The 14,457-nt window shown below is 31.7% G+C and carries 15 protein-coding genes; 12 read left to right on the plus strand and 3 right to left on the minus strand.

Translation table 11 applies throughout. From position 1 onward, the window contains the following. The first annotated feature begins 335 nt into the window (after positions 1 to 335). Positions 336 to 953, plus strand: coding sequence for a DUF47 domain-containing protein (locus BK821_RS05735; protein ID WP_046837116.1), 618 nt, complete (start codon positions 336 to 338; stop codon positions 951 to 953). A 13-nt stretch (positions 954 to 966) separates the two neighbouring features. After that, positions 967 to 1,974: an inorganic phosphate transporter gene (locus BK821_RS05740; RefSeq protein ID WP_046837117.1), complete on the plus strand. Its 1,008-nt coding sequence runs from the start codon at positions 967 to 969 to the stop codon at positions 1,972 to 1,974. A 477-nt stretch (positions 1,975 to 2,451) separates the two neighbouring features. On the opposite strand, the gene BK821_RS05745 is transcribed toward BK821_RS05740, so the two are convergent. Next, complete coding sequence (locus tag BK821_RS05745; protein WP_046837118.1) at positions 2,452 to 3,261, minus strand: LysM peptidoglycan-binding domain-containing protein; 810 nt, start codon at positions 3,259 to 3,261, stop codon at positions 2,452 to 2,454. A 452-nt stretch (positions 3,262 to 3,713) separates the two neighbouring features. On the opposite strand from BK821_RS05745, the gene BK821_RS05750 reads away from it, so the two are divergent. From BK821_RS05750 to BK821_RS05765, 4 genes are all read left to right on the plus strand, one after another. Next, complete coding sequence (locus BK821_RS05750) at positions 3,714 to 4,367, plus strand: Bax inhibitor-1/YccA family protein (protein ID WP_071331404.1); 654 nt, start codon at positions 3,714 to 3,716, stop codon at positions 4,365 to 4,367. A 424-nt stretch (positions 4,368 to 4,791) separates the two neighbouring features. Further along, a complete protein-coding gene (locus tag BK821_RS05755) occupies positions 4,792 to 5,139 on the plus strand; it encodes a transcriptional regulator, SarA/Rot family (protein ID WP_046837120.1) in 348 nt (115 codons plus the stop codon). 218 nt (positions 5,140 to 5,357) lie between these two features. Continuing rightward, entirely contained in the window at positions 5,358 to 6,074 is a 717-nt protein-coding gene (locus tag BK821_RS05760) for a YebC/PmpR family DNA-binding transcriptional regulator (RefSeq protein ID WP_046837121.1), read from the plus strand. Position 6,075: 1 nt separating this feature from the next. Beyond that, positions 6,076 to 6,582: a cupin domain-containing protein gene (locus BK821_RS05765; protein ID WP_046837122.1), complete on the plus strand. Its 507-nt coding sequence runs from the start codon at positions 6,076 to 6,078 to the stop codon at positions 6,580 to 6,582. Positions 6,583 to 6,658: 76 nt separating this feature from the next. On the opposite strand, the gene BK821_RS05770 is transcribed toward BK821_RS05765, so the two are convergent. Then, a complete protein-coding gene (locus BK821_RS05770) occupies positions 6,659 to 7,771 on the minus strand; it encodes a 5-methyltetrahydropteroyltriglutamate--homocysteine S-methyltransferase (protein ID WP_046837123.1) in 1,113 nt (370 codons plus the stop codon). Positions 7,772 to 7,984: 213 nt separating this feature from the next. On the opposite strand from BK821_RS05770, the gene BK821_RS05775 reads away from it, so the two are divergent. The 5 genes from BK821_RS05775 (at position 7,985) to BK821_RS05795 (ending at position 13,033) form a co-directional block, all read left to right on the plus strand. After that, complete coding sequence (locus BK821_RS05775; RefSeq protein WP_071331405.1) at positions 7,985 to 8,737, plus strand: ribonuclease FAU-1 family protein; 753 nt, start codon at positions 7,985 to 7,987, stop codon at positions 8,735 to 8,737. 202 nt (positions 8,738 to 8,939) lie between these two features. Then, positions 8,940 to 9,800 (plus strand): LysR family transcriptional regulator, encoded by an 861-nt coding sequence (locus BK821_RS05780; protein WP_046837125.1) that lies wholly within the window; start codon positions 8,940 to 8,942, stop codon positions 9,798 to 9,800. Positions 9,801 to 9,881: 81 nt separating this feature from the next. Beyond that, a complete protein-coding gene (locus BK821_RS05785) occupies positions 9,882 to 11,093 on the plus strand; it encodes a sugar efflux transporter (RefSeq protein WP_046837126.1) in 1,212 nt (403 codons plus the stop codon). Positions 11,094 to 11,098: 5 nt separating this feature from the next. Continuing rightward, on the plus strand, positions 11,099 to 11,587 hold the full coding sequence (locus BK821_RS05790; RefSeq protein ID WP_046837127.1) for a DUF456 domain-containing protein: 489 nt from the start codon (positions 11,099 to 11,101) through the stop codon (positions 11,585 to 11,587). 282 nt (positions 11,588 to 11,869) lie between these two features. Further along, a complete protein-coding gene (locus BK821_RS05795; RefSeq protein WP_046837128.1) occupies positions 11,870 to 13,033 on the plus strand; it encodes an MFS transporter in 1,164 nt (387 codons plus the stop codon). A gap of 177 nt (positions 13,034 to 13,210) precedes the next feature. On the opposite strand, the gene BK821_RS05800 is transcribed toward BK821_RS05795, so the two are convergent. Then, complete coding sequence (locus BK821_RS05800; RefSeq protein WP_046837129.1) at positions 13,211 to 13,894, minus strand: DUF1129 family protein; 684 nt, start codon at positions 13,892 to 13,894, stop codon at positions 13,211 to 13,213. Between the two features lie 95 nt (positions 13,895 to 13,989). Here BK821_RS05800 and BK821_RS05805 point away from each other — a divergent pair, with 95 nt between their 5' ends. Beyond that, positions 13,990 to 14,457 carry a GNAT family N-acetyltransferase gene (locus BK821_RS05805; protein ID WP_046837130.1) on the plus strand — a complete coding sequence of 156 codons (468 nt, stop codon included), beginning with the start codon at positions 13,990 to 13,992 and terminating at the stop codon, positions 14,455 to 14,457.

The following is a 14,457-nucleotide window of genomic DNA, read 5'->3' on the forward strand; positions in this document are numbered from 1 at the left end:
ATAAATTAGGAGTTACAAATCAATATATTTATTAAGTGTAATAACACACAATCAATATGTTTACAGAAATGTAATGTTAAGAATTTGTAAATTTAATTGTGGGATTGTAAATTTTGTGCTATTTTCAATTAAGGACAAATCGACATTTTGTGAGATTTTTTAAAACTATACGAGCAAAAACTCATTAATATACATATAACAAACAAACATATTGATTAATAAAATGATGAGGGAATTGTAAATCTTGCCAATCTTAGTTTGTCTGAAAGGATTTTAATTTTTTAAATTTATTGAAGGTGATTGGAAACAGTCGCTGTAAATGGAGGATTTTTTGGATGTTTAACAAGAAAAAAGATAAGTTCATGGTGCAACTTGAGGAAATGGTCTTTAACTTAGACCGAGCAGCAATTGAATTTGGTAAAATGGATTTTAATAGTCACTTAGATCTTAAAGCATATTCAGATAACATTAAAACGTATGAATCACATGGTGACGAATTGATGCATCAAGTCATTTCAGATTTAAATCAAACTTTTATCACACCTATTGAACGTGAGGATATCCTCTCTTTATGTAACGCAATTGATGATGTTTTAGATGCAATGGAAGAAACATCAGCAATGTTTGAAATGTACTCTATTGAATACACAGATGAATATATGGCTGAATTTGTCGACAACATTCAAAAAGCTATTGCAGAAATGAAGCTAGCTGTTGGATTACTTGTTGATAAAAAATTATCACACATGCGCATCCATTCAATTAATATTAAAGAATTCGAAACAAATTGTGATGGTATTTTACGTCAGTCTATCAAACATATTTTTAGTAGTGAGACAGATCCAATCACACTTATTAAAATTAAAGAGATATACGAAAGTATGGAAGAAATCGCTGATAAATGTCAGGCTGTAGCAAATAACTTTGAAACTATAATTATGAAAAATAGCTAAGGAGTCCTAACTTATGGAATATATTTTGATCATCACAGTAGCTATCGTAATTTTTTCACTTGTATTTGACTTTATCAATGGTTTCCATGATACAGCCAATGCTGTTGCTACTGCTGTTTCAACGCGTGCTTTAACTCCTAGAACTGCTATTCTATTAGCAGCAGTTATGAACTTTATTGGTGCATTAACTTTTACTGGGGTTGCAGGTACAATTACAAAAGATATTGTAGACCCATTTAAATTAGAAAATGGGCTAGTTGTAGTATTAGCTGCAATTATTTCAGCAATTTTATGGAATTTACTTACTTGGTTTTATGGTATACCAAGTTCATCTTCTCATGCGTTGATTGGTTCAATCGCAGGAGCAGCTATAGCGTCACAAGGTTCATTTGCTGTACTACATTATCAAGGATTTGCAAAAATCATTATCGTATTACTTGTTTCACCAATTATTGCTTTTGGTGTAGGGTTCATTATTTACTCTATTGTAAAAGTCGTATTTAAAAACGCTAATTTGACGAAAGCGAATCGTAATTTTAGATTTTTCCAAATTTTCACAGCATCATTACAATCATTTTCACATGGTACCAACGATGCTCAAAAATCAATGGGAATCATTACGCTAGCTTTAATCGTTGCTGGTGTGCAAACAGGTTCAAGTGTAGAACCACAACTATGGGTTAAAGTTGCTTGTGCGACTGCAATGGGCTTAGGTACTGCAGTTGGTGGTTGGAAAATCATTAAAACCGTTGGTGGAAACATCATGAAAATTCGTCCAGCTAATGGAGCTGCAGCAGATTTATCATCTGCATTAACAATTTTTGTAGCATCATCATTACATTTTCCGCTATCAACGACACATGTTGTATCTTCATCTATCTTAGGTGTTGGTTCATCTAACCGTATTAAAGGTGTGAAATGGAACACGGCACAGCGAATGATTATAACTTGGGTAATTACATTACCTATTTCGGCAGTATTAGCAGCAGTTATATTTTATATTATGAATATTTTCCTTTAATTTTAAACTTCAATTAAAATAATAGGTATTAATATATAGTAGTTTTCACATGAGATGATAGCTACATTAAAAAATAAGCAAAAACCATTTTAGGTTATTGCTTATTTTTTATGATATTTCATACAATATGAGCAATAAAAACCATTTTTATAAGTGAGGTGTAGAGCGTTATTGTGAGGGAATATAAAATGAAAGAATTAACCTCAACAGAAAGTATATATAAGCCTTGATTATTGCTGTTACGGTCACACAGAGGTTATGCATACAAAATCATATTTGAAATTGTCAAATTATAACTATGATAATAGAAATATATGAAAATATCGTTACTATATATAGAATTAGTATTTAAATTTTATTGAATGTATGTAAATTAAAAAAACCGATAAATCTTCATAAGTGAGTTAAACTCACATTAGAAAATTTATCGGTGAACTACGTCGGTATGGAGATAATCCATAAATGATTTAATTTGAACTAGTGTATATAATTATAGCTTGAAACTTCTGAAGCAGGAATAGTACGATAATCCACTGTACCTGGAGGTGTATTGTAATTCATTTCTGAAATTAAAATACTTCCATCAGGATTAACTTGTTCTACATATGCAACGTGACCTACAGCGCCTGAATATGTTTGTAAGATTGATCCAGCGCTTGGCGTATTATTAACAGTATAACCATCAGCAGCAGCATTGTTTGCCCAATGATCAGCGTTCCACCAATATGTACTAATCGGTTGGCCAGTCTCAGCTCTACGATTAAATACGTGCCATGTACACTGTCCCCAGTCGTATAAGTTTTGGTCACTAGCTGTTGAAGCAGTGTTTGTGTTGCTTGTTTGTGTAGTGTTACCACCAGAGCCACCTGCTCCTGTAGTACCAGGAATAGTTAGTGTTTGGTTAGGTTGTATAATATAACCATTTAAGTTATTTGCTGAAACGAGTTCATCTACAGTAACACCATAATTATTAGCGATTATATTTAATGATTCTCCAGACTTAACCGTGTGTGTAGTGCCACCAGATGATTGTGAAGTAGTATTTGAACTTGAGCCTTCTTGTGATGCACTTCCACCAATTTCAATAACTTGTCCTGGAAATACAATATTATTATTGATATTGTTATTTTGTTTGATCTCTTCTACGGATACGCCGTATTGTTGTGAGATAGTCCAAAGTGACTCACCAGATTTTACCGTGTGCTGAGTTGAAGCATCGGCTTCATGATTAGCGATAAATGCCGCTGCACCTGAAGCAGCTGTGACTGCAAATGCTAACTTTTTCAAAAGAACTCCTCCTCTGATTCCTATTATATTTAACGCCCGATTAAGTAATTAAATACATTTTTAAGATTTTTAATCTAAATTCACGTTTCATACTAACAAAAAAGCATTGCTTTGTGTTTGATGTTATAGAGTTGTAATATTATTAACATTTAAAATCAAATCATAATATATTGGTTGAATACCTTCACAATGCAGTTTTAAAAGCATCATATACCTATAATTAATCCTGTCACTTTAACATTCTGTAATATTTCTTTGGACTATTTTTGCACCTTTTTTTGTACCTTATAGTTAAATTTTGAAAGTGATGACTTCAAAATGATGTTTGCAATATAAGAAATGAGTGAAAATACAAATATTAAAGTAATGGAATGAGTGAATGATATTAACTTTGATTCAGAAATGTTATATTGGCTACAAAAGTAATGATAGATAATTAAGGAGTGGGAGAATTGGCTGAATCAGCACAACACACACATCAGCAACAGTCTAAAAGTAAGTCTAAGTCACATGCATATAGTAAAGTTTGGCTATTTTTTGTATATTACTGGATTATTTTTGGTATAGGTTGTTACTTTGGACAATACTTACCAATGGAGTGGAGAAAACCATTATCATTTGTACTACTCGGATTGGTCCTTATTACGGTTATTTCAAACCGAGCACGTAAATATGGACTCGTGATTTCCCATATATATGCAATAGTAGTCGGTTTATTATCATATGCGACCTTCACGATATATTTGCAGAATCTAGGGCCAGAAGTATTCTATAAAAATATTATATTAGCTATTGCAGCATTTATAGCTTTTGGTATTATTGGCTATTTCTTAATTGGAAATGCTGCTAGTATGGGAAAATATTTATTTGTAACATTGATTGCTTTAATTGTTGCAAGTCTTATAGGGATGTTTATCCAAAATCCAATTTTCCATACAATTATTACCGTAGGCGGATTATTACTTTTTCTCCTATACACATTATATGATTTTAATCGTATGAAACGGGGGCAATTTTCACCACGAGAGATGGGCTTTAATTTATTTATAAACCTATTACACATCATAAAGTACGTATTAAACTTAGCAAATCGCTTCAAAAAATAACTTCACGCATAATGTTTATGTTTGATAGGTTATAGACATAATATTAGATAACCCTAAAAGTTAGTTTTTAACACACTTTAAGTATATTTGAGTGTGTTTTTTTATTGGAAATTATTATTATGAATTAAATATAATACTATGACATTTAAAGGGTATGAATATAAGGATTGATTAGTTTAGCAGATATGAATTAATGTCATAAAATATGAAAATTATCATTACAATCGATAAATTGACACCATAAATGGAATATAATACTATGCATATTAGTGTTCTATTTGGAATAGGGATGATATCCAATCTAAGTATAGGATATAGTATTTAACACAATACATGAGTGAATGCCAAATGATAATGAAGCAGAATATATAGAATAATGATTATCTTATAGCTGGATAATTCATATTTATTGGAGGTATAAAGGGTGAAGGAAGAAAAGAAAGCATACTATTTAAATGTCTATAAAAAATACAATAGTTTAATGCACTATATAGATTCAACTTATAAATTAACCATGAATGATATAGCGATATTAGAACTCATTCAGAAACATTGTAGTGAACAAAAAATGTTATTACAGACATTCTTAAAAATAGTTATAGATGAGTTAGAATTAAGTCGAACGAAGGTTCTTGCTTCTATTAGACGATTAATTGACCAAGGTAGAGTAAATAAAGTGCGTTCATCAGAAGACGAACGCAAAGTATACCTTTTAATGAATAAAGCAAATATCAAAAAATATAATGCATTGTTAGAAGATATTGAAATGTAGGAAATATAGATTGCAGGGGCGATTCTGATAAATAATAAAACATTTAAAATAATAAATAAATTAGCAAAAACGTGCTACTTTATTTTCAGAATTTATGATATATAATGTGATTTTCAGTCTAAGAATGATATGTGCATCCGTCTATGTTATCTTAATAAAATATTGTATAATATATCTTGTTAGTAAATTAGTAGTTATCGAGAAAGCGAGATGAAATTATGGGACGTAAGTGGAATAATATTAAAGAAAAAAAGGCCCAAAAAGATAAAAATACAAGTCGAATTTATGCAAAATTCGGTAAAGAAATATATGTAGCAGCTAAATCAGGTGAACCCGATCCTGAATCTAATCAAGCGCTCCGTCTAACGTTGGAACGCGCTAAAACATATGCAGTTCCTAATCATATTATAGATAGAGCTATTGAAAAAGCAAAAGGCGCGGGAGAAGAAAATTATGACGAACTAAGATATGAAGGTTTCGGGCCAAATGGCGCAATGATTATTGTAGATGCGCTTACAAACAATGTTAACAGAACAGCATCAGATGTACGTTCTGCTTTTGGTAAAAATGGTGGGAATATGGGCGTTTCTGGTTCTGTTGCTTATATGTTTGACCATACAGCCGTATTTGGTATTGAAGGTAAAAGTGGAGATGATACATTAGAAGCATTGATGGAAAAAGATGTTGATGTTCGAGATGTCGTTGATGACAATGGTTTGACAATTGTATATGCAGAACCAGATCAATTTGCGCAAGTTCAAGATGCTTTACGTGAGATTGGGATTGAAGAATTTAAAGTAGCTGAATTTGAGATGTTACCACAATCTGATATAGAATTATCTAAAGAAGATCAAGAAACATTTGAAGGACTCGTTGATGCTTTAGAAGATTTAGAAGATGTTCAAAATGTCTTTCATAATGTGGATTTAAAATAAGATGAAACAAGAAATACAAAATTGGATAAAACAATTACAACTACTACCACATCCTGAAGGCGGTTACTATAGAGAAGTGATAAAAGGGGCATATGATAGCACGTTACGACGTGAATCATACTCAAGTATATATTTCCTTTTAACACATGATAATATATCGCATTTTCATCGTATCGATGCAGATGAAATTTGGTATTATCACGCTGGTCAATCTTTAACTGTTCATATGATAAACCCAGATGGTATGTATCACCAAGTCACTATTGGCAAAGATTTAGAAAGTGGCGATGTTTTACAATATGTTGTTCCGAAAGGGACGATTTTTGCATCATCAATTGAAGGTACGGACGGTTACGCATTAGTAGGTTGTATGTGTCAGCCTGCATTTAAATTTGAAAACTTTGAATTATATAGTAATGAATGGCTGAATAATCAATATCCAGAGCTTAAAGATATTAATAGAAAATATGCTCTGTCATTAGAAACAATCAATAAAAATAACAAATGAGCGTATTAGTAAAGCGAATGATACCTTCACAATTTGAGTGAAGGTATCATTCGCTTTTGTTGCTATATATTAATTTTTACTTAGCTGTGCCAAAAACTTCATTTGCTATTTCTACCACATAAGCCAATTTTTGCCATTGTTCATCTTCAGTGAGTTTATTTCCTTCTTCAGTAGAGGCAAAACCACATTGCGGACTTAAACAAATTTGGTTTAAATCGATATAATTTTGTGCTTCTTGAATACGTTTTAAAATACTTGATTTGTCTTCCAAGTCACCTGTTTTTGAAGTGAATAGACCTAATACTGCTGCTGACTTATTTTTTGGGAAAAAGCGTAAGGGCTCGAAATCACCAGAGCGTTCATCATCGTATTCTAAGAAAAAGCCGCCCAAGTTTTCTTTGAATAAATATGGCGCTACTGGTTCATAACCACCTGAGATAGCCCATGTAGATTTATAATTACCGCGACAAATATGAGTTGTAATCAGTAAGTCTTCAGGTAAGTCTTGTACTGCGTCATTGATTACGCGATAAGCAAGTTGACGAGCAACTTCTTTTTCTTCTTCAGAGCGATCACGGCCACGTGTCTTTTGAGAACCAGAAGTTAAATTCGCCCAATATACATCATCGAGTTGAATATAGCGTGCACCTAATTCATAAAATTTAAGTAAACTTTCTCTATAAGCTTGAGAAACATCTGTAGCAAAATCTTCTATGTCAGGATAGATAGTTTCATTTAATATATCAGGGTGGAAAAGTTGGTTAGGACTTGGAATTGAAACTTTTGCTGTTGCACGTCCATCAACTTTGTTATGTAAAAATGAAAAGTGATTAAAATGAGGGTGGTTTGGATTAAAAGTAACTTTATCTATAACTTTAACATTGTAACTTCTAGTTTCAACACCTGCGAATGATAAACCATGTTCAGGTTGATAACCTTCAACACCATCTAAATGCTCTAAAAAGTCAAAGTGCCACCAGCTTCTACGAAATTCACCATCGGTAATGCTATGTAATCCTATTTCTAATTGTTTTTCTATGATACGTTCAATTTCTTCATCCTCGATTTTACTTAATGTCTCTTGAGTAATGACATTATTTTGATAATCTGTACGTGCATCTTTTAAGCGTTGTGGTCGTAATAAACTACCGACATGATCTGCTCTGAAAGGCCTCTGAATAACTGACATGTTTAAATCTCCTTTAATTATAGAATTTTCTGAAAAATATATGTAAAATTTAACAGAATTCACTATGATTGTCAATTTCGCTTTTACACTATGAAATATAGTACAATAACAATAAATAAATTTCGCGGCACAAAATTATGAGTTGGTTAATATTAAGTATGGGATGACATGCAGAAATCAGTTTTATATAATAATGATAAGGAGTTGGTGGCAGTGAAAGTAAAATATATCGATAAGCGTCACTGGCGTCGCATCATTGATAGAGAGTATATAGAAGTAAAAGTGAATAATAACAAGTACAAGGGTATCATTGGATTAGTTACAATGAAAAAAGTACGCGAACCATTAGAAGTAAATGTTGTAGGTCAGAATATTATCGTTGCAGATGACAATTATCAGTGGTTACAAATCTTACCTGAGAAGAAACGTTATAGTATCACAGTGATGCTAGATGATAAAGGGAATCCATTAGAGTACTACTTTGACATAAATATTAAGAATGTTACGCAAAAAGGGCATGCGCGAACAATAGATTTATGTTTAGATGTGCTTGTCTTACCTAATGGAGAATATGAGCTTGTGGATGAAGACGATTTACAACGTGCATTAGATCAAGGACAAATTACGAAAAAACAATATCATGAGGCGTATGTCATCGCACATCAATTAATGATTAAGATCGATACGGATTTTCCGACAATGCAAGAAAAAATTATGTATTGTTATTATAAAATCAAACAAAAAGCTAAATCTCAAAAACAAAATAAAGCGCAAAAGCATAAACACAAAGAACATAAACACAAAGAACATAAACCTAAAATGCATAGACCTAAAGAACCTAAGTCCACTGAAAACAAACACCAACAACCAAATAAGCATGTACAATCTGAGAATTACCATAAATCACAAGATGGTAGTCATAAACCAATAGAACCATCACAGAATGAATCACAAAAACATCAATAACTGAAACATTTGTTGAAGATGATATAGTGTCATGTTATCACATGAAAACTCGGTATATGTGTGGGCTTAATCGTGTTATAGTGAACATTATAATTGAATTTAAATATATCGATTCATTTGTGTGAAATAAGTCAAGTCTTTAAGAAAAATATAAATCAATATGTGAATCAAAGAATGGTGCTTTTAAATATAGGGGGATAATATGAAGATTGATGATTATCGCTTGTTAACTACTTTAGATGAAACGAAAACATTAAGAAAAGCAGCAGAAATATTATATATTTCTCAACCTGCAGTCACTCAACGTTTAAAAGCTATAGAGAATGCTTTTGGGGTAGATGTTTTTATACGTACTAAGAAACAATTGATTACAACTACAGAAGGTACTATGATTATTGAACATGCGAGAGATATGTTAAATAGAGAGCGTTTATTTTTAGATAAAATGCAGGCGCACATTGGTGAAGTGAATGGTACTATTTCTATAGGTTGCTCTTCATTGATTGGACAGACATTGTTACCTGAAGTTTTAAATTTATATACGCGACAATTTCCTAATGTAGAAATTCAAGTCCAAGTAGGTTCAAGTGAACAAATTAAAGCAAATCACAGAGATTATCATGTCATTATTATACGTGGTAATAAAATTATGAATTTAAGTAACACACATTTATTTAACGATGAACATTATTTCATTCATCCTAAAGATCGTAATGACGAGGTAGACAAAATGCCTTTTATTGAATTTCAAGCAGATCCCATCTATATCAATCAAATTAAAGAATGGTATGGTAGCCAAATAGGGCAAGACTATAGAGCAATGATTACAGTTGACCAAGTAGCGACATGTAAAGAGATGCTGTTAAATGGTGTAGGTGTTACGATATTGCCTGAAATTATGATGAAGCGAATTAATCGCGAACAATTTGAGTTCAAACGTGTGAATATAGATGAAAAACCGCTCATTCGTTCGACCTTTTTAAGTTATGATTCGAGCATGTTGCAGTTACCTCAAGTGGATTCATTTATAAATTTAATGATGGAATATGTCGCAAAAGAGTAACAACAATATAATTTTTGAAATACTGTGATTTAAAGATGAATGATAAGTAATACATAATTTATAAGAATAGAGGTCGACTCAATGTTTGGAGCGTTATTACATATTAAAAATTATAAATTATTTGTTGTAAATATGATGCTTTTAGGAATGGGGATTGCAATAACAGTGCCTTTCCTTATCTTATTTGCTACAAATGAATTAGGCATGACATCTTCGCAATATGGTTTACTCCTCGGATTAGCGGCTATTACACAATTTATTATGAACACTATTGTTGCACGGTTTTCCGATACACATAATATTAATAGGAAAATTATTATTATTGCAGCATTGTTTATGGGAGCACTAAGTTTTTCTATATATTTTTATATTCATGAAATTTGGATATTTATAGCTTTATATGCTATTTTCCAAGGGTGTTTTGCACCAGCAATGCCTCAAATGTATGCATCAGCGAGAGAGTCAATTAATGCTTCGGCTTCTAAAGACAAAGCGAAATTTGCCAATGCAGTACTACGTTCAATGTTTTCTTTTGGATTCTTATTTGGTCCGTTAATCGGTACACTATTACTTAGTTTGAATGGATATTCAGGTTTGTTTGGTGGTACAATTACAATCATCTTATTCACCTTGTTATTACAGGTGTTCTTCTTTAAAGATATAAAGACGAATAAAAAGAATGTCACTGACATTACTCATATTGAAAAGGCAGCGCCTAATATGTTGCGAGATAAAAAGTTATTCGTACCATTTTTAGCATTTATTTTATTACACATAGGGCAATGGATGTACACCTTAAATATGCCGTTATATGTTACGAAATATTTGAAAGAACCAGAAGGTTTTGTAGGTGGTCTTGCGAGTCTTTGTGCTGGACTTGAAGTACCATTTATGGTGTTGCTAGGTGTATTATCTGCGAAACTTACAACTAGAACTTTGTTAATATTAGGTGGACTTTTTGGTGGGTTGTTTTATTTTAGTATAGGTGTTTTTGATAGTCTAATTATGATGTTTGTAGGGCAAGTCTTTTTAGCTATATTTTTAGCTATATTACTTGGTTTAGGCATCAGCTATTTTCAAGATATTCTTCCCGACTTCCCAGGCTACGCATCTACGCTATTTGCTAATGCAATGGTAATTGGTCAATTTTGTGGTAACTTGCTCGGTGGTTTTATGGGGCAATGGGTTGGTTTAGGTAATGTATTCTTTGTATCTTCAGCTGCTATTTTTATAGGAATGATATTAATATATTTCACAAAAGATCAAAAATTTACTGAAGAAAGTATGGTGTAGTCCAAATGACAGCTATATTATGGTTATTAATTATAGTAGCTTTTATTTTAGCCTTTGTAGGTTTAATTAAACCTATTATTCCATCTGTACTCGTATTATGGATTGGTTTTCTAATTTATCAATTCGGTTTTCATAATGGTCATTTATCATGGGTTTTCTATGTTTCTATGATTTTGTTTACAGTATTTATTTTAGTAGCAGATTTCTTAATGAATAAATACTTCGTGAATAAATTTGGTGGTTCTAAAATGAGTGAATATGCCGCACTAGTTGGTGTGATCATCGGTTGTTTTGTTTTCCCACCATTTGGGATTATTATTATTCCTTTTGTAGCAGTACTAATTGTAGAAATGATTCAAGAGCCAAATTTGGCAAAAGCATTGAAAGCAAGTTTTGGATCGGTTGTCGCTTTCTTAGCGAGTTCTGCTGCACAAGCATTTATCATGTTTATTATGGTTGTTTGGTTCTTCATAGATGCGTTATTGATCAATTAAAATTCAATTTATAGAGTTAGTTATAATCTTTCGAAATATAGGTGTTAGGAGACGTGACACTTATTCATTCCATTAGATGATAACTAACTCTTTTTTTCTTACAAAATGTATTTCAATGTGTAAATAGATAGCAAATAATTTAAAAAATGACAAATTGATGAATGTCAAATGAAATGTAAGCGTATTTATGATGTAAATTGAGCAACACCCTTGTTTTCACTTACTTAATTTTAGTATAATCACAACCATGTTTGAAAAAAATGGAAATTGGAGGGAGCCAAAATGAAATATCCAGTTGCTATATGGATGCTTGCTATTGGAGCGTTTGCGATAGGGATGTCGGAATTTGTTATTATGGGACTATTACCGAACATTGCGCGAGATTTTGACGTTTCAGTAAGCCAAGCGGGACAACTTATTACTGGCTATGCATTGGGTGTAGCTATTGGTGGTCCAATTTTAGTTATGTTAACAATCAAATGGAATCGTAAATATTTGTTACTTGCATTGATGGGGATTTTTATACTAGGAAACTTAGCAGTTTCATTTAGTCCCAGTTACGGATTAATGATGACAAGTCGTATTGTTACTTCATTAGCGCATGGTTCATTCTTTGGTATTGGTTCAATTTTGGCAGCTAGTATGGTCAGACCTGAAAAACGTGCGAGCGCTATGGCTTTAATGTTTATGGGACTAAGCTTAAGTAATATTCTTGGCGTACCATTTGGAACATTAGTTGGCCAAAATTTTGGATGGCCTATGACGTTTATAATTATCTCAATTATAGGTGCTTTAGCATTAATTGGTATCATAGTGTTTGTACCAATGCAACGTGACACTGTGAAGTCTTCAGTACTTAATGAATTGAAAATTTTAAAAGAAAAACGCTTGTGGTTGACTTTAGCAGTTACATTATTTGGGTTTAGCAGTGTGTTTGCATATTTCACATATATTTCTTCAGTATTGACTGAAGTGTCACATGTGCAAGAACATTTAATTTCTTTCCTATTAATTATTTTTGGAGTCGGTGTGACTTTAGGGAATATTGTTGGAGGTAAACTTGCAGACAAAAATATAAATAAAGCATTACAAGTTATATTTGTAGTCTTTATTCTTTATTTCATCTTATTATACTTTATACAAATGAACGGTTTCCTAATGGTTGCGGGGATTTTCTTCTTTGGTTTAATAGGATTTAGTATGAGCCCTTCGTTACAATTTAAAAGTACGCTTATTTCAAAAGACGCGCCAACGCTTGCTAGTACACTGAATCAATCAGCCTTTAATTTAGGTAATGCTTTAGGTGCTTTTATAGGTGGCGTAGTTGTGACTAATTTACCTTTAGCATCATTAAGCCTTATTGCACCAATTTTGACAGTGATAGGTCTTGTATTTTTATCCATCAGTATTGTTGTAGAGAGAAAAGAAGGTATGGCACCATCATAGAGATGGTACCATTTGAATTTAATGATTGCTTTATCAGTCATTTGAGTAATCAATGCTAATATTTAAAATTAAAAGCACCCATCTATTTTTAGTAGATGGGTGCTTTTAAGCGTGTAAATTGAGATAAGTCTGTTTTATAAATGCTATGAACTGAAATATAACGCTTTACCTTTCTAATTATAGAGAAGTATTTGTGCTTTTATTTACATAGTGATGATCCACATATAGTGCTATAGGCAATATAATTAAAGAGAAAATTATAAAGGTCCAATTGCTAATCATAAAATAAGGTCCAAACGCTAAAATAGATTGTGGTATAAAAAACACGTAGAATATTGCAGATAAAAGCAACAATATGACGATATAGGTTAAAACCCAAGTCCAATGTGATTTAGTGAAGCATTGCATTTGAACTGTTCTAAACAACATCCATATAAATAAAAATATAATTCCAAATCCAACTACAATCATGATTGGAAATGTGTATAAATATAGGCGATTCGCACCAATAAAGAAGCCGATAAATCCTTTTAAAAAACAAAAAATACCTATAAATAATATAAAATGTTGCATAATATATTTGAAGATGTTTATTAATGTCTCATTTGGAAGCTTTTTTAATTCTGCCTTAGCATGTGCTTTAGGATTATGATTAAAGAAATCCATTGCAAGTTGACCTTCTTTTTCAGCTCTAAATAATTGATATAAGATGCGATTCAACATCTTTTCTGAATCATGCGGGTTCACGCTTAAATCTGCACGAACGAAAGTCATATATTTTTCAAAAATAGCTCTATCGGTGTTATTCAATCGCAAAGATTTTACATTGTTTTCACGCGTTAATCTTTCAGTAGATTTCATTTGAATTTTGCAGTCCTTTTTATAAAATATAATAATAAGGACAATTATGACGAATATAACAATATAAATCAACATTACTTTTCAAAGGAGTAAATATGAAGAAAGTTTCTTATCAACAGAAAGACTATATATATGAAATAGCTAAAATACATGAACGTGAACTTGAACGTCAATATGAAAATTATCATATGTCTTCAATATCTATTGCGCTACGTGAAGAAATGATTGAACGTGGTTTATACTATAAGCGTGATATCATATTAGCTGATTTCGAAAAGAATCAATTAAAAGGATTTATTTGGGCGCGATATGAAAAAAATCTTGATAAAGTCGTTATTGAAATGCTTTATGTAGATGAACAATATCGTCAACAAGGACTTGCTTCACGATTTAAAGATGCAATAGAAGACTGGGCAATTTTATTAGGTGTACAACAAATTGAAAGTACTGTTGCTTATGACAATATACAGATGAAAAATATAAATCTTCAACGTGATTATCATATTAGTAAGGTAATTATGACAAAAAACTTAAAGACTATTAATGAAGATAACAAAAAATAA

The sequence above is a fragment of the Staphylococcus sp. LCT-H4 genome, from assembly GCF_001866145.1.
In the GTDB taxonomy this organism is placed as follows: domain Bacteria; phylum Bacillota; class Bacilli; order Staphylococcales; family Staphylococcaceae; genus Staphylococcus; species Staphylococcus succinus.